General features: G+C 74.1%; 14 protein-coding genes. 7 read left to right on the top strand and 7 right to left on the bottom strand.

What is annotated here, in order from left to right:
* Nucleotides 1-33: 33 nt before the first annotated feature.
* From ACR80Q_RS04165 to ACR80Q_RS04135, 7 genes are all read left to right on the top strand, one after another.
* Entirely contained in the window at nucleotides 34-1,509 is a 1,476-nt protein-coding gene (locus ACR80Q_RS04165) for an aldehyde dehydrogenase family protein (RefSeq protein ID WP_435376290.1), read from the top strand.
* Complete coding sequence (locus tag ACR80Q_RS04160; protein WP_435376289.1) at nucleotides 1,506-2,450, top strand: aldehyde dehydrogenase family protein; 945 nt, start codon at nucleotides 1,506-1,508, stop codon at nucleotides 2,448-2,450. Before ACR80Q_RS04165 ends, ACR80Q_RS04160 begins: the two co-directional genes overlap by 4 nt.
* A complete protein-coding gene (locus ACR80Q_RS04155; protein ID WP_435376288.1) occupies nucleotides 2,447-3,094 on the top strand; it encodes a uridine kinase family protein in 648 nt (215 codons plus the stop codon). The genes ACR80Q_RS04160 and ACR80Q_RS04155 overlap by 4 nt, the downstream gene beginning before the upstream one ends.
* 127 nt (nucleotides 3,095-3,221) lie before the next feature.
* On the top strand, nucleotides 3,222-4,034 hold the full coding sequence (locus ACR80Q_RS04150) for a hypothetical protein (protein ID WP_435376287.1): 813 nt from the start codon (nucleotides 3,222-3,224) through the stop codon (nucleotides 4,032-4,034).
* 156 nt (nucleotides 4,035-4,190) lie between these two features.
* Nucleotides 4,191-5,039 (top strand): hypothetical protein, encoded by an 849-nt coding sequence (locus ACR80Q_RS04145; protein ID WP_435376286.1) that lies wholly within the window; start codon nucleotides 4,191-4,193, stop codon nucleotides 5,037-5,039.
* Between the two features lie 262 nt (nucleotides 5,040-5,301).
* Nucleotides 5,302-6,789 (top strand): hypothetical protein, encoded by a 1,488-nt coding sequence (locus ACR80Q_RS04140; protein ID WP_435376285.1) that lies wholly within the window; start codon nucleotides 5,302-5,304, stop codon nucleotides 6,787-6,789.
* Between the two features lie 178 nt (nucleotides 6,790-6,967).
* Nucleotides 6,968-7,591 (top strand): hypothetical protein, encoded by a 624-nt coding sequence (locus ACR80Q_RS04135; protein ID WP_435376284.1) that lies wholly within the window; start codon nucleotides 6,968-6,970, stop codon nucleotides 7,589-7,591.
* A 43-nt stretch (nucleotides 7,592-7,634) separates the two neighbouring features.
* Here ACR80Q_RS04135 and ACR80Q_RS04130 read toward each other — a convergent pair whose 3' ends face one another.
* The 7 genes from ACR80Q_RS04130 to ACR80Q_RS04100 form a co-directional block, all read right to left on the bottom strand.
* Nucleotides 7,635-8,720, bottom strand: coding sequence for an adenosine deaminase (locus tag ACR80Q_RS04130; RefSeq protein ID WP_435376283.1), 1,086 nt, complete (start codon nucleotides 8,718-8,720; stop codon nucleotides 7,635-7,637).
* Nucleotides 8,721-8,801: 81 nt separating this feature from the next.
* A complete protein-coding gene (locus ACR80Q_RS04125; protein WP_435376282.1) occupies nucleotides 8,802-10,106 on the bottom strand; it encodes a thymidine phosphorylase in 1,305 nt (434 codons plus the stop codon).
* Nucleotides 10,107-10,185: 79 nt separating this feature from the next.
* Entirely contained in the window at nucleotides 10,186-10,644 is a 459-nt protein-coding gene (locus ACR80Q_RS04120; RefSeq protein WP_435376281.1) for a cytidine deaminase, read from the bottom strand.
* Nucleotides 10,641-11,936 carry an ABC transporter permease gene (locus ACR80Q_RS04115; protein WP_435376280.1) on the bottom strand — a complete coding sequence of 432 codons (1,296 nt, stop codon included), beginning with the start codon at nucleotides 11,934-11,936 and terminating at the stop codon, nucleotides 10,641-10,643. The genes ACR80Q_RS04120 and ACR80Q_RS04115 overlap by 4 nt, the downstream gene beginning before the upstream one ends.
* Nucleotides 11,933-13,159, bottom strand: coding sequence for an ABC transporter permease (locus ACR80Q_RS04110; protein WP_435376279.1), 1,227 nt, complete (start codon nucleotides 13,157-13,159; stop codon nucleotides 11,933-11,935). Before ACR80Q_RS04110 ends, ACR80Q_RS04115 begins: the two co-directional genes overlap by 4 nt.
* Nucleotides 13,156-14,766, bottom strand: coding sequence for an ABC transporter ATP-binding protein (locus ACR80Q_RS04105; protein ID WP_435376278.1), 1,611 nt, complete (start codon nucleotides 14,764-14,766; stop codon nucleotides 13,156-13,158). Before ACR80Q_RS04105 ends, ACR80Q_RS04110 begins: the two co-directional genes overlap by 4 nt.
* Nucleotides 14,767-14,862: 96 nt before the next feature.
* Nucleotides 14,863-15,963: a BMP family lipoprotein gene (locus ACR80Q_RS04100; RefSeq protein ID WP_435376277.1), complete on the bottom strand. Its 1,101-nt coding sequence runs from the start codon at nucleotides 15,961-15,963 to the stop codon at nucleotides 14,863-14,865.
* Nucleotides 15,964-16,029: the final 66 nt, after the last annotated feature.

The following is a 16,029-nucleotide window of genomic DNA, read 5'->3' as shown; positions in this document are numbered from 1 at the left end:
CCCCTTCGTCCCCCACCACCTCCAGGAGCGCCAGTGACCGACCTGACCCGGACGGGCAGCCTGACCGACCTGACCGACACCCCGTTCCGCTACTCCCCCGCGCCGGAGTCCGCGTCCATCGCGCGGATCGCCGATCGCTACGGCCTGTTCGTCGACGGCGCGTTCGGCGACGCCGCGGACGGACGCACCCTGGACACCGTCAACCCGGCCACCGAGCAGCGGCTGTCCACGGTCGCCCACGCGGGGCAGGCCGACGTCGACCGGGCCGTGGCCGCCGCCCGCCGCGCGCACACCAGGGTCTGGGGCCCGATGGCGCCGGCGGAGCGGGGCAAGTACCTGTTCCGGATCGCCCGCCTGGTCGCCGAGCGTGCCCGCGAGCTCGCCGTCGTCGAGACCCTGGACAACGGCAAGCCGATCCGCGAGACCCGCGACGTCGACATCCCCCTGGTCGCGAACCACTTCTTCTACTACGCCGGCTGGGCGGACAAGCTGCAGTGGGCCGGGCTGGGCGCCGACCCGCAGCCGCACGGCGTCGTGGGCCAGGTCATCCCCTGGAACTTCCCGCTGCTCATGCTGGCCTGGAAGATCGCCCCGGCGCTGGCCACCGGCAACACCGTGGTCCTCAAGCCGGCGGAGACGACGCCGCTGTCGGCCCTGCTGTTCGCCGAGATCTGCCAGGAGGCCGACCTGCCGCCGGGCGTGGTCAACATCATCACCGGCGCCGGTGACACCGGGCAGCAGCTGGTCACCCACGACGACGTCGACAAGGTCGCGTTCACCGGTTCGACCGGGGTGGGCCGGGCCATCGCCCGCAGCATCGCCGGGACCCGGAAGAAGGCCACCCTGGAGCTGGGCGGCAAGGCAGCCAACATCGTCTACGACGACGCCCCGATGGACGCGACCGTCGAGGGCATCGTCGACGGGATCTTCTTCAACCAGGGCCACGTCTGCTGCGCGGGCTCCCGGCTGCTGGTCCAGGAGGCCGTGGCCGAGGAGGTCGTCGACCGGCTCAAGCGCCGCCTGGCCTCGCTGCGCGTGGGTGACCCGATGGACAAGAACACCGACCTGGGCGCCATCAACTCCGCCGCCCAGCTGGGTCGCATCACCGAGCTGGCGCAGGCCGGCGAGGACGAGGGCGCCACCCGCTGGAGCCTGGACTGCGAGCTGCCCGAGAAGGGCTACTGGTTCACCCCGACCCTGTTCACCGGGGTGCAGACCAGCCACCGCGTGGCCCGGGAGGAGATCTTCGGCCCGGTGCTGTCGGTGCTGACCTTCCGCACGCCCGAGGAGGCCGTCGCCAAGGCCAACAACACCCCGTACGGGTTGTCGGCCGGGGTCTGGACCGACAAGGGCTCCAAGATCCTGTGGACCGCCGACCGGCTCAAGGCCGGTGTGGTGTGGGCCAACACGTTCAACAAGTTCGACCCGACCAGCCCGTTCGGCGGGTTCAAGGAGTCCGGGTACGGCCGCGAGGGCGGCCGCCACGGTCTGGAGGCCTACGTCCGATGAGCACCCCCACCACCGGCCGCTCGAAGAGCGTGAAGAAGAAGACCCCCGAGCCCGCCGCGCCCCGGCTCGACGTCCGCAAGACGTACAAGCTGTACGTCGGCGGGAAGTTCCCCCGCAGCGAGTCCGGCCGCACGTACGCCGTGCACTCCGGCGACGGCACCCTGCTCGCCCAGGCGGCCCAGGCCTCGCGCAAGGACGCCCGCGACGCCGTCGTCGCCGCCCGCTCCGCGGTCCCGGCGTGGTCCGGGGCGACCGCCTACAACCGGGGGCAGGTCCTCTACCGGGTGGCCGAGATGCTCGAGGGCCGCGCCGCGCAGTTCGTCGAGCTGATCGCCGACGCCGAGGGCGTGAGCCTGGAGGACGCGCACCAGCAGGTGACCGCGGCCGTGGACCGGTGGGTCTGGTACGCCGGCTGGACGGACAAGATCAGCCAGGTCGCGGGCAACGCCAACCCCGTCGCGGGCCCGTACTTCAACCTGTCGGTGCCCGAGCCGACCGGCGTCGTCGCCGTCCTGGCGCCGCAGGGTTCCTCGTTGCTGGGCCTGACCAGCGTCGTCGCCCCGGTGATCGCCACCGGCAACACCTGCGTGGTCGTCACCTCCTTCGACCGCCCGCTGCCGGCGGTCGCCCTCGGCGAGGTGCTCGCCACCTCCGACCTCCCCGGCGGGGTGGTCAACCTGCTCACCGGCTCGGCCGCCGAGCTGGGGCCCTGGCTGGCCTCGCACCGTGACGTGGACGCCATCGACCTCACGGGGGCGGCGGCGCTGACCGAGCCCACCTGGGGGGACCTCGAGGCAGCGGCGTCGGACACCCTGACCCGCGTCCTGCGCCCGGAGGACCTGCCCGACGGTGCCGAGCCGGACTGGACCCCGGTCCCCGACCCGCGCCGGATGCTGACGTTCATGGAGACCAAGACCGTCTGGCACCCGAAGGGCCGATGAACCCGCCGTCACCACCGGACGCACCGGTCCGGGCCCAGGTGCTGCTGCTGGCCGGGGCCAGCGGGTCGGGCAAGTCGACGCTCGTCGAGCGGCTGCGGCACCGCCACCCCGAGGTCACGGTCGTCCAGCTGGACGACTTCTACCGCGAGGGCACCGACCCGGGCCTGCCCGCGTGGGGTGGCATCGTCGACTGGGACGACCCCGCCTCCTGGCACGCCGAGGCCGCCCACGACGCCCTGCAGCGGCTGTGCACGTCGGGCCGCTGCGAGGTGCCCGTCTACGACATCCCCACCTCCAGCATCACCGGCTCCCGGCCGGTCTCGCTCACCGGCGACGGTGGCGTGGTCGTCGCCGAGGGGCTGTTCGCGCCCGAGATCGTCGGTCAGCTGCGGGACTCCGGCCTGCTGCTGGACGCGGTGCACCTGCGGTCGCACCCGCCCGTCACGTTCGTGCGGCGTCTGGCCCGTGACCTCGCCGGTCGCCGCAAGCCCCCGCTGACGCTGCTGCGCCGGGGTCTCGCCCTGGCGCGCGCGGAGCCGGTGCTGCTGCGGCGGTGGCGCCGGCAGGGCATGCGACCGGCCACCAAGGCGCAGGTCGAGACGAGCGTCGCGGCCCACCTGGCCCAGGTCGTCCGACCGGCCTGAGCCGTCGCCGGACGGCTCGTCGAGGCCACGCCCCGACCGGGTCCCGGGGCTCGCGGGGCACCGCGGCCGGGTATCAGGTGCACCCGGGGCTCCTCCTGCCGGCAGGACCGCCCACCGGGAGACGACCATGCTGCTACCGCCCCGATCGCACGCCGTGGCCGCTGCTGTCCTGCTGGCCGTCACGGTGCTCGCCGGGTGCTCGGGTGACGGCCCCGTGCCCGACGACGCGGCGTCCCAGGTCGCCCCGGGCCCGGGCCCGGCGACGACGGACGCAGCCGCCGGTGGGGACGGCGGGGACGAGGGCGGGGACGAGGCGTCCGGCGAGGGCCCGCGCGTGGAGGAGGGCGGCCCACCCCCGGCCGAGGAGGAGGGCGGGCCCGAGCCGCCCGCGGCAGGGGGTGCGGGCCAGGTGAGCGTCGAGCTGGCGGGCCTCCCGGTGGGCGAGAACGCGGGGTCTGTCGTCGACGGCGCCTGGTGCAAGCCCCTGTTCGGCGACCCGGTCCCGGCGGGCGTGCAGGTGCAGGTGGTCACGGTCCACGTGCAGGAGGCCGGCGCCAGGGTGCTCGGCACCGCCTGCGACGGCGGGCCGGTGTGCGAGGGCGCGACCTTCGCCGCCGGGGAGACCGTCGCGTGCGTCCTCAGGGTCGAGCCGCCGCCGGGCGCCGAGCAGCTCCGCGTCCGCCTGGAGGGTCGGCTGCTCTGCCCGGACCGGGCCACGTGCGACGCGGTCGACATCGCCCTCGCCCAGGCGTGGACGTCGATCTCCGCGCCGTTCCCGGAGGGCTCCGGGGAGCCCGCCGACGTCGCACCGACCGGGGACGGGCCCCCGACCGACGTCCAGCCGGCCGAGGACCAGCCCGACGACGAGCAGCCGGACGACGAGCAGCCCGCCGGCGAGCAGCCGGACCAGGACCGGCCGACCGTCGACAGCACCGGCTGAGCGTCCGTGGACGACGGCGGACCGGCACCCGGCGGGCCCGGCACCCCCGGGCCCCCGACCGACGGGCCGCCGACCGACGGGCCCCCGGGCCACGGGAGGCACCAGGCCCACGAGCAGCACCAGGCCCACGGGCCCCCGCCCGGGCAGCACCCGGCGGTGGCCACCGGGTCCACGCTGGCGCACGTCTGGAGCCTCGCCGGCAGCGTCGTGGCGCCGGCCACCCTGGTCAGCGCCGTGCTGTTCTACTTCGGCTACGTCTCGGCCCGGGCGCAGTTCCGGTACTTCGGGGTGGACGTCGACACCCTCGGGTTCAGCACGCAGGACTTCGTCATGCGGGCCCCGCAGCCGCTGCTGGTCCCCGCGCTGGTCCTGCTGCTCGGTGCGGCCGCCCTGACCTGGGGCAACGGCGTGCTCCGTCGCCGGCTCGGCGCGGTCTCCGGCGACACCGCACGCAGGACCCGGCACGCCGTCACCTGGGCCGGCGCCCTGCTCACCGCCGCCGGCGTCCTGCTGCTGCTCGGTTTCTCGTGGCTGGGCTCGTGGCCGCCCTACCCGCTGGTCGTCCCCGTCCTGCTCGGCGTCGGCGCGGGCCTGCTCGCCCTCGTCCGGGGCTGGGCGGGCGGGCCGGCGGGTCCCGGGCGGACGGTCGTCGTGCTCCTGGTCGTCGTGGTCGTCGCGTCGGTGTTCTGGACCACGGCGACCCTGGCCCAGTGGTCCGGCACGGGGGCCGCCAAGACCCTGGCCAGGGACCTGACCACGCTCCCCGCCGTCGTGGTCGACACCACCGACCCGCTGTTCCCCGGCGACGAGGCCGTCGTGGAGTCGACGTTCCCGACCCAGGTGGAGCAGACCTACCGGTACCGGTACCGGGGGCTGCGGCTGCTGGCCGAGGGCGACGGCCGGCTGTTCCTCGTGCCGGAACGGTGGTCCAGCTCGGGGTCGACGTACGCGGTCCCCATGGACGAGGCGCGGGTGCGCTTCCGCTTCGTCGACGACCCCCCATGAGGCACCCGACCGTCCGACAGGCGGACCGGGTCTTGTGGTCGCGGCCCGCGTCGGGGTATCAATCGTCCCGTGCCGCAGACCGACGTGATGCTCGACCCGTTCTGGGTGAGCCGTCGGCTGTACCTCTTCGACACCTCCTGTCGCCAGGGCTGACCACGTCCGCTCGACCGGTCCGACCGGCGAGCGGGACCAGCAGCGCCCCCACGCCCGCGGTCCGCGAGGCGTGCGTCAGGTACCCAGCCACCCCGTCAGGAGCCCCGCCGTGACCCCGCCGCCCCCTGCCCCCGCTCGTCCGCCCCGCCCACGCCTGTCCCGGGACCTCGTGGCCGCGGCCTCGCTGCTGCTCGGTGCCGTGGTCGCCGTGTCGGTCGTCCTCGTCCCCGCCAGCGCCTCCGGCCCGTCCGGGCACGGCGGCGGCCACCGCACCTACGAGGGGATGTACCTCCCCCCGCAGGCCGACCGGGCGACGCCCGCCGTCAGCAGCGCGTTCCGTCAGGTCCCCGCCGGCTCGCGCCACGAGGTCTGGCTCGTCGACCAGTCCGACACCGCCCGCACCCCGGCCGGCGCCGGGTACGGCGGGCGGCTGCACGTCTACCGCGGCGACGCGCTCCGCGGCCGGTCGGGCATCGCCCGGGCCCAGGTCGTCGACCTGTCGGGGCAGACGGCCGAGCTGTGCCTGACCTCGACCGGGTCCTACCCCGTGCGCCCCCACATGCTCTCCTTCGCCGCCGACGACACCCACGCGGTCCTGGCCTTCGTGGTCAGCGGCCACACGGTCATCCTCGACGCCGAGCGACGACGCGCGCTGGCGTGCTTCCGCTCCGAGGTCGGGGCCGGGGGTGCCCGGCAGGCCCACGCCTCCGTCCCCACCCCCGACGACCGCTACGTCGTCGTGGCCAACCAGAACGGCAAGAAGCTCGAGCGGATCAGCACCGACTACGCCCGGGGCGTGTTCCGGGCCGAGCCCGAGGCCACCCTCGACCTCACCGCCGGGTCGACGCCCAACGGCGTCCCGCTGCAGACGCCCGACGACCCCCGGGTCCGGCCCGACAACGCCCCGATCTGCCCGTTCGTGCCCTCCACCGGGTTCCCGGCCTACGTCTCGCTCCGCGGTGGCGGGCTGCTCACCGTCGACCCGTACGCGACCCCGATGACGGTCGTCGGCGAGTGGCCCGCGACCGAGGTGGCCCGCGACGGCTGCGGCTTCACCGAGTCGGCGGGCTGGGTCTACGGCAACGGCGGCAGCAACCCGAACAACCTGGGCGGCTGGTTCCACTACCGGGTCCCCGTCGGCGACCGGGACACCTACTCCGCCGACAACCCGCCCGGCACCCCGGCCGTGCAGGTCGTCGACCGCGACACCCGCGGCCCCCGCGACGCCCACGGCGTCGCCACGGTCGGCGAGCACGTCTGGGGCTTCGACCGGGCCGCGCACGTCGTGCAGGTGTGGCGGGGCGAGGACGCCGCCCCGGTCACGACCGTCGACCTGCGCACCGACCGCTCGGCCACCCCCGCGGCCGACATCGCGGACGTCTCGCCGGACGGGCGCGCCGTCTACGTGGCCACGCGGGGCCCGAACCCGCTCAGCGGCGCCCACGCGGCGGTCGGCGACGCCCCCGGTCTCCTCGTCCTGGAAGCCCGGGACGACGGCGCCCAGCCGGTGGTCCGCACCCAGGTGGGGATCAGCAACGTGGTGGACGGCGTGGAGCGCGCCGACCCGCACGGCGTAGCGGTGCGCCGGCTCGGCTGAGGGCGGCACACCGGGCGCCGGCCCCGCTCCACCGTGGTGGGGCGGGGCCGAGGTAGCGTCCCGGAGGGGGACGGCCCGTGGGGGGTCGCGAGGGCGTGGAGGGGGAACCGTGGGACACGGACGCACCTGGGGGGCACGAGCAGTGCACCGACGACGAGCGACCAGGGTGGACGGGGGCGTGAGCACCGGGACCCGAGCGCTCACCGCCGTCGTGGCCCTGGCCCTGGGGGCCCTCACCTCCGCCTGCGGTGCCCTCGACCGCGCCCTGTCCGATCCCGGTGACGAGGCCCTGGTCGCGGACGCGTCGACCCGGGCCCACGTGCCGGTCGACGAGCCCGAGGCGTACCGGACACGTCCGGTCACGCTGCTCGTCGACGCGGCGGGCCGCGGCTCGTCCGCGCGGACCGCGACGGACGCCGGCACGTGCGGCTGGTCCGGGGGCGCCTCGTGGCGGGCTGGCCTGGGCACGGGAGCGGTGACCGCGGCCGGGGACGACGACGGGCTCGTGTGGACCGTCCTGGACGTCGTCACCGCGCCCGGGGCGACGGCCGGCGCCCCGGGCACCGACGGCGACCGGGTGCTGGACGCCGTCATGACCGGGTCGTTCCAGCAGGGACCGGGGTCCCCCTACGAGCAGGTCGAGCAGCAGGGCCGGGTCGAGGTGTCGGCGTCGGGCCTGTCCGCCCGGTTCACCGCCGACCCCGTCCCCTCGGCCCCGGACGGCGAGGAGCAGCACGTCCCGGCGGTCGCCGTCGAGATCGCCTGCGGCAGGACCCCGGACCACGCGCAGGGGCGACCGTGATGCGACCGACGGGCGTGGTGCCCTCCGCCGGCGGCGCGAGGGCTCAGCCGGCCAGGGCCGCCCAGCCGTCGCGGACGCGCAGCACGAGCTCCTCGCGCACCGGCAGGGGCAGGAACGTGGCCTCCGCCGCGGCGACGCTGGCCAGGGCCAGGTCGGCGTCGCTCCAGCCGGCCTGCTCCCGCAGCAGGGTCATCTCCTTGGTCATCGTCGTCCCGGACACCAGCCGGTTGTCGGTGTTGACGGTGACCGCGAAGCCGAGGTCCTTGAGCAGGGTCGACGGGTGGGCGGCGATGCTCGGGGCGGCGCCGGTCTGCACGTTGGACGTGGGGCTGGCCTCGAGCGGGATGCGGCGGTCACGGATCCAGGTCGCGACCCGGCCCAGCTGCGGGGTGCCGCCCGGGGCGTCCGCGGCGACGACGTCGTCGGCGACCCGGACGCCGTGGCCCAGGCGCAGCGCACCCACCGACAGGGCGTCCTCCACGCTGTCCAGGCCGGCGGCCTCGCCCGCGTGCACGGTGAACGGGACGTGCTCGGCGCGCAGCAGGTCGAACGCCTCGGCCTGACGGCTGGCGGGGAAGCCCGCCTCGGGACCGGCGATGTCGAAGCCGACCACGCCGGAGTCGCGGTACCGCACGGCGAGCCGCGCCGCGGCGACGTGGTTGTCGGTCTGGCGCATGGCGTCGATCAGGGTGCCGACGCTGATCCGGTGCCCGGCTGCGGCCGCCTCGCGGACCCCGCGGGCGAAACCGGCCTGCCCGGCCTCGACCACGGCCTCCAGGGACAGCCCGCCGGAGGTGCACAGCTCGGGCGCGTACCGGATCTCGGCGTGGACCACCCCGTCGGCGGCCAGGTCGAGGACGGCCTCGGCGGCGACCCGCTCGACGGCCTCGGCGGTCTGCAGGACGGCGACCGTGTGGGCGAACGTCTCCAGGTAGCGCACCAGCGAGCCGGACTCGGCCGACGCGACGAACCAGGCCGCCAGCTCGTCGGGGTCGGTGCTGGGCAGCGCGTGGCCGATGCCGTCGGCCAGCTCCACGAGCGTGGCCGGGCGCAGACCGCCGTCCAGGTGGTCGTGGAGCAGGACCTTGGGGGCGGCGGCGAGGTCGACGGGGGCAGCGGAGGCAGTCACCCGGTCACGGTAGTACCCCGGCCGGTCCCGGTGAGGACCGTGCCGGGCTCCCGCGCCGCCCCGCGTCGACCGGCGCCGCAGTCAGGCGAGCGGGCGGTCGACCCGTTCCAGCACCACGTCTCGGGTGTCCGCGGTGCCACCGGGGACGACGTCGTAGGACCCCTCGAGCGACTCCAGCGCCCGGGCGAACCGCTCAGCGGTGTCGGTGTGCAGGGTCATGAGCGGCTCGCCGGCCCGGACGGTGTCGCCGGGCTTGGCGTGCAGCTCGATGCCGGCACCGTCCTGCACCACGTCCTCCTTGCGGGCGCGACCGGCCCCCAGCCGCCACGAGGCGACCCCGACCGACAGGGCGTCGAGCCGGGTGAGGACGCCGTCCGTCCCGGCGGTGACCACGTGGGTCTCGCGCGCGGTCGGCAGCGCCGCGTCCGGGTCCCCGCCCTGGGCCCGGATCATGGCCTTCCAGGAGTCCATCGCCCGGCCGTCGGCCAGCGCGTCCGCGGGGTCGGTGTCGATGCCGGCCAGCGCGAGCATCTCCCGGGCCAGGGCCAGGGTGAGGTCGACCACGTCGGCCGGCCCGCCACCCGCGAGCACCTCGACCGACTCACGGACCTCGAGCGCGTTGCCGACGGTCAGGCCGAGCGGGGTGGACATGTCGGTGAGGAGGGCGACGGTGGGCACCCCCGCGTCGGCCCCGAGGCCGACCATGGTGCCGGCCAGGGTCCGGGCGTCCTCGACGGTCTTCATGAACGCGCCGCTGCCGACCTTGACGTCCAGGACCAGGCCGCCGGTGCCCTCGGCGATCTTCTTGCTCATGATCGAGCTGGCGATGAGCGGGACCGCCTCCACCGTGCCCGTGACATCACGCAAGGCGTAGAGCTTACGGTCGGCAGGCGCAAGGCCTGAGCCTGCCGCGCAGATGACGGCGCCCACGTCGACGAGGATCTGACGCATCCGGTCGTTGTCGAGCCCGGCCTGCCAGCCGGGGATCGACTCCAGCTTGTCCAGCGTGCCGCCCGTGTGGCCGAGACCGCGTCCCGACAGCTGCGGCACCGCGGCCCCGCAGGCGGCGACCAACGGTGCCAGCGGCAGCGTGATCTTGTCGCCCACCCCGCCCGTGGAGTGCTTGTCGACGCTCGGCCGGGGCAGGTCGGTGAAGTCCATCCGCTCGCCCGAGGCGATCATCGCCGTCGTCCAGCGGGAGATCTCGTCGCGGTCCATGCCGCGCAGCAGGATCGCCATGGCCAGGGCGGACATCTGCTCGTCGGCCACGGCGCCCCGGGTGTACGCGTCGATCACCCAGTCGATCTGCGGGGCGCTGAGCACCCCCCCGTCACGCTTGGTCCGGATGATGTCGACGGCGTCGTACGCCTCGGTCGGTGTCGTCACGCCCGGCAGGGTCCCACGACCGACGCGCTGCGTCCCACCCGACGGACCCGTCGTCCCACCTGAGAAACCCGTCCGGGTCTCAGCCCGCGGTCGTGCCGGGGAACCCGGACCCGCTGCTGGCCCCGGAGCCGGCCTCGGGCAGGACGAACGCCCCGGGGAGCACCTCGGTCATCGGGACCGGACGGGAGCCGTCCCCGGTGTCCAGCAGGCAGTCCGGCCCACCCGCCTCCCACAGCAGCTGGCGGCAGCGCCCGCACGGCGGGCACGGCCCCTCCGTCGCGTCGACCACGCTGACCGCGACGAGGCGGCCGCCACCGGTGGCGTGCAGCGAGGAGACCAGGCCGCACTCCGCGCACAGCGTGACCCCGTAGGCGGCGTTCTCCACGTTGCACCCGACGACGACCCGGCCGTCGTCGACCAGCCCGGCCGCGCCGACGCTGAACTCGCTGTACGGCGCGTAGGCCCGCCGCATGACGTCGACCGCGGCCCGCCGAAGCCGCGGCCAGTCGACCTCGGGCGTCACCTCGTCGCTGCTCATGGCTTGTACGGCACGCCGTCGGCGGCGGGAGCGCGCACCTTGCCCACCACCCCGGCCACGGCGAAGATCGTCACCAGGTACGGCGCCATCAGCAGGAGCTCGCCCGGGATGGGCGTGCCGATGATGGACAGGATCGACTGCAGGTTGAGCGCGAAGCCGAAGATCAGGGCCGCCACCAGCGCACCGATCGGGGACCACCGGCCGAAGATCAGGGCCGCCAGGGCGATGAACCCCTGCCCGGCCGTCATCTCCTCGCCGAACGCCCCGACCGAGCCCAGCGTGAAGAACGCCCCGCCCAGGCCGGCCATCGCGCCACCCATGAGGACGTTGCGGTAGCGCACCTTGTTGACGTCGATGCCGGCGGTGTCGGCGGCCTTGGGGTGCTCGCCCACGGCCCGGACCCGAAGGCCCCAGCGGCTGCGGAAGAGCATCACGTGCAGCACGGCCACGGCCACGTACATCAGGTAGACGATGATCGACTGGTTGAAGAGCACCGGCCCCAGGACCGGGATCTCCACCAGCCCCGGCACGGGGATGCGCGAGAAGCGGCCGGGCTGGTTCCAGACGTCGGCGTTGCTCACCAGCACCTGGCCGTACAGGAAGCTCGTCAGCCCGATCACCAGGACGTTGAGCACGACCCCGAGCACGATCTGGTCGACGAGGTAGCGGATCGAGAACACCGCGAGCAGCCAGCCGAAGAAGAGCCCGGCCACCGGGGCGGCGAGCAGACCCACGTAGAGGTTGCCGGTGAGGCTGGCCACGACGGCCGACGCGAACGCCCCGGCCAGCAGCTGCCCCTCGATCGAGATGTTGATGACGCCCGCGCGCTCGCACAGCACGCCACCCAGGGCGCCGAACACCAGCGGGGTGGCCAGGAACAACGAGCCCTGGAGCAGGCTGACGAACGAGATCTCGTTGTCGGCGATGGCCCACACCAGGAACGCCAGCGCGAACGAGACGCCGAAGGCCACCGACCACCACGTCGACACCGGACGTCGGGAGGCCACGAGCCAGGTGACGACCCCGGCCGTGGCCAGGCCCAGGACGGACAGCAGCAGGGCCGTCGTCTGCGTCGGCACGACGATCGCGGGCAGCTGGATGGCCTGGGAATCGACGGAGAGCCGGAACCCGCTCGTGGTCCCGGCCGGCGAACCCAGCCCGAAGCCGAGCAGGGCCAGCAGGCCCATCACCCACAGCACCACCGGTTGGCGCCACGAGCGGCGCGGGGCGACGACGGGCGGGCCCTGCGGGGCGTCGGCGCGCGGTGCGGGAGCGGTGGCGGTCGCGCTCATCCGTTCCACCCCTTCGAGAGCTGGCCGACGCCTGCGCCGGTGGACTTGAGGCGGAACACGGCCGAGATGAGTGCCGGCGCCGCGATGAACAGCACGATGAGGGCCTGGAGGACGACGACGATGTCCAGCGAGGTGCCCGTGGTGGCCTGCATGGTGAGGCCACCGGCCTTGAGCCCGCCGAACAGCAGGCCGGCGGCGACGACACCGAGCGGGTTGGCCCGGCCCAGCAGGGCCACCGTGATGGCGTCGAAGCCCAGACCGGCGCTGATCCCCGAGGTGAGGACCTTCTCGCTGCCCAGGACCTGCGAGACACCGGCGACGCCGGCGAACGTCCCGGCCAGGACCATGGCCGTGATGTACGTGCGGGGCACGGACATCCCGGCCGTGCGGGCGGCCTCGGGGTTGGCGCCCACGGCCCGCAGCCGGAACCCGACCGTGCTGCGGTTGATGAGCCACCAGGCCAGCGCGGCCGCGATCAGCGCGATGACGAAGGCCCAGTTGAGGCGGCCGAACGGCAGCAGGGCGGGCAGGGCCGCGGTGTCGGCGATGGGGGGGCTGATGGGGTCGGCCCGGCCCTCGCGCTGGAAGTACGTGGTCCCCAGCGCGAACAGGATCCCGAACCGGGCGACGTAGTTGAGCATGATCGTGGTGATGACCTCGTGCGCGCCGGTGGTCGCCTTGAGCACACCGGGGATGGATCCCCACAGCGCACCGCCGAGCAGCCCGGCCAGGACGGCCGCGACCAGGTGCACCACGGGCGGCAGGTCGAACGCGAAGCCGACGTAGGCCGCGAACACCGCGGCCACGGTGATCTGTCCCTCGGTGCCGATGTTGAACATGCCGGCCCGGAACGGGATGGCCACCGCGAGGCCGCCGGCGATCAGCGGCGTGGCGAAGAGCAGGGTGTTGGCCAGGGGGCCGAGCACCCCGGCCACGCTGTCGGCCGACAGGTTGATGATCGAACCGCGGAACAGGGCGCCGTAGGCCTGCGTGACGCTCTGCCAGATCGCGACGAAGGTGTCGGTCGGTCGCTGGAAGAAGTACTGCGCCGCCGCCCGGACGTCGTCGTCGCTGAACGCGATCAGGACGGCGCCGACGACCAGCGCCATCACCACCGACAGCAGCGACGGCAGGACGGTCGAGCGCCAGAAGCTCGTGGCGGGCGGGGGCGCGGAGTCCGGCTGCGGGGTGGGCGCCGGCTTCTCGACGACGGGTGCGCTCATCGCTCTCCTCCGGACGGTGCGGCGTCGGGACCGCTGACGGCCTCCGGCGGGACCTCGCCGGGGACGGGCAGGTGCCCGGTCTCGCTGCGGTGCGCGTGGGCGGCTTCCTCGGCGCTCATCCCGGCCATCATCAGCCCCAGGACCTCGCGCGGGGTGTCGGACGGGACGACGCCCACGATCCGGCCGGAGTACATGACCGCGATCCGGTCGGCCAGGGCGACGACCTCGTCCAGCTCGGTCGACACGATGAGCACGGCGGTGCCGTTGTCCCGCTCCCGCACGATCCGGCTGTGGACGAACTCGATCGACCCGACGTCCAGGCCCCGGGTGGGCTGGCTGGCGATCAGCAGGCGCAACGGGCGGGACATCTCCCGGGCCAGGACGACCTTCTGCTGGTTGCCGCCCGACAGCGACCCGGCGGAGGACTCGGGCCCGCCGGCCCGGATGTCGAACTCCTCGATGCGGTGGTGCGCGTTCTCGGCGACGGCCGCGGGCCGGTAGGACAGGCCCGAGCCGTAGGGCGCGTCGTGGAACAGGTCCAGGACGAGGTTCTCGGCGACGGTGAAGCCGCCGATCAGGCCGTCGGTCGACCGGTCCTCCGGCACGAACCCGACCCCGGCGTCGAGCACCTGCCGGACCGAGCGGCCGCCCAGCTCCTGCCCGTCCAGCATCACCGAGCCCGTGGTCGGTCGGTGCAGGCCGAGGACGACCTCGGTGAGCTCGGTCTGGCCGTTGCCCTGGACCCCGGCGAGCGCGACGATCTCGCCGCTGCGCACGTCCAGGTCGACCCCGGCCAGGCTGGTGACGCCGGAGTCCTCCACCAGGGTGAGTCCCCGCACGCTGAAGCGGACCTCGCCCGGCTCCTGGTCCTGCTTGTCGACGGTCAGGTCGACGGCGCGCCCGACCATGAGCGAGGCGAGCTCGGTGGCCGACGCGGACGGCTCGGCGGTGCCGACCACCTTGCCGCGGCGGATCACGGTGATCCGGTCGGCGACGGCCTTGACCTCGCGCAGCTTGTGCGTGATGAAGACGATGGCCTTCCCGGAGTCGGCCAGCTCACGCATGATCGTCAGGAGCTCGTCGGTCTCCTGCGGCGTCAGGACGGCGGTCGGCTCGTCGAGGATGAGGACCTCGGCGTCACGGACCAGCGCCTTGACGATCTCGACCCGCTGCTGCACGCCGACCGGGAGGTCGCCCACCAGGGCGTCCGGGTCCAGGTGGAAGCCGAAGCGCGCCGCCGTCTCCCGGACGCGCTCCGCGGCCCCGGCGCGGTCGAGGAACCCGCCGCCCTTGACCGGCTCGTCACCCAGGACGACGTTCTCGGCCACCGTGAAGACGGGGACGAGCATGAAGTGCTGGTGGACCATCCCGATGCCGGCGGCCATGGCGTCGCGGGGCCCGGTGAACGCGACGGGCTCACCGTCGACGAGCACGCGGCCCTCGTCGGCGCGCAGCAGGCCGAACAGCACGTTCATCAGGGTCGACTTGCCGGCGCCGTTCTCGCCCAGCAGGGCGTGGATCTCGCCGGGTTCGACCACCAGGTCGATGCCGTCGTTGGCGGTGAAGGAACCGAACCGCTTGGTGATGCCCTGGAGCTCGAGCTTCACCGCCACCTCCTCGTGTGGGTACCTGCTCAGAACGTACTGCGGGGGCGCACCGGACCGGTACGCCCCCGCAGCTGGAGCCGTGTCAACGAGTCGACGTCACGGGGACGCCGGCGACTCCACGACGACGTCGCCGGAGACGATGCCCTCCTGGATCGCGGTGAGCTCGTCCTTGAGCTCCTGCGGGACGGTCTCCTCGAAGTCGTGGAACGGGGCCAGCCCGACGCCACCGTTCTCGAGGGTGCCGACGTAGGGCTCGCTGGTGAACGCGCCGTCGATGGTCTCCTGCGTGGTCGTGAAGACCGCGGCGTCGATGTTCTTGAGCACCGAGGAGATGAACAGCGAGCCGTACTGCGAGGCGGACTCGTAGCCGTCGGAGTCGACCCAGATCAGGTTGACGCCGTCGGCGGCCTCGGCGGCCGCAGCCGCACCCAGGCCGACCGGCCCGGCGACGGGCAGGATGATGTCCGCGCCCTGGGAGATGAAGTTCTCCGTGGTGGTCTGGCCGTTGGCCTGGTTCTCGAAGTCACCGGTGAAGGTGCCCTCCTGGGACTCCTTGTCCCAGCCGAGGACCTGGACGTCGGTCCCCTTCTCCTCGTTGTGGTAGGCCACGCCGTCGACGAAGCCGTCCATGAAGATGGTGACGGGCGGGATCGGGATGCCGCCGAAGGTGGCGACCGTGCCGCTCTCGCTCATGCCGGCGGCCAGGTAGCCACCCAGGAACGCGGCCTCGGCCGTGTTGAACAGCAGCGGCTTGACGTTGTCCGCGGGCTCCTCGAGCGTGGAGTCGATGAGCGCGAAGGTCTCCTCCGGGTTGGCCGTGGCGGCCTCGCCGATCGCGCCCGCCAGCAGGAAGCCGACACCGACGATCAGGTCGCACTCGCCGGCGACGAGCTGCTCGACGTTGGGGGTGTAGTCGGTCTCCGAGGCGGACTCGACGACGTTCTTCTCGATGCCGAGCTCGTCGACGGCCTGGGTCAGACCACGGTCGGCGGCCTCGTTGAAGGACCGGTCGTCGACGCCGCCGGCGTCGGTGACCATGCAGCCCGTGAAGTCCATCGGCTCGGCCGCGGCCTCGCTGCCGCCCGCGCCCGCCGCGTCGCTCGCGGCGGGGGCTGCCTCGTCGGGCGCCTCGCCGCACGCCGCTAGGGCGAGGGCCGACAGACCCAGGACCGCGGTCACACGCGTCCACTGCTTCACAATTTCCTCCTGATGGTGGGGCCGATGGACCGTCGGGTGGTGCCGGTGACGGCAGCCGATGGGCCC

It is taken from the genome of Aquipuribacter aurantiacus (assembly GCF_051216895.1).
Taxonomy (GTDB): domain Bacteria; phylum Actinomycetota; class Actinomycetes; order Actinomycetales; family JBBAYJ01; genus Aquipuribacter.
The sequence above is the reverse complement of the archived record's forward strand: the minus strand, read 5'-3'. Positions and strand labels throughout refer to the sequence as shown.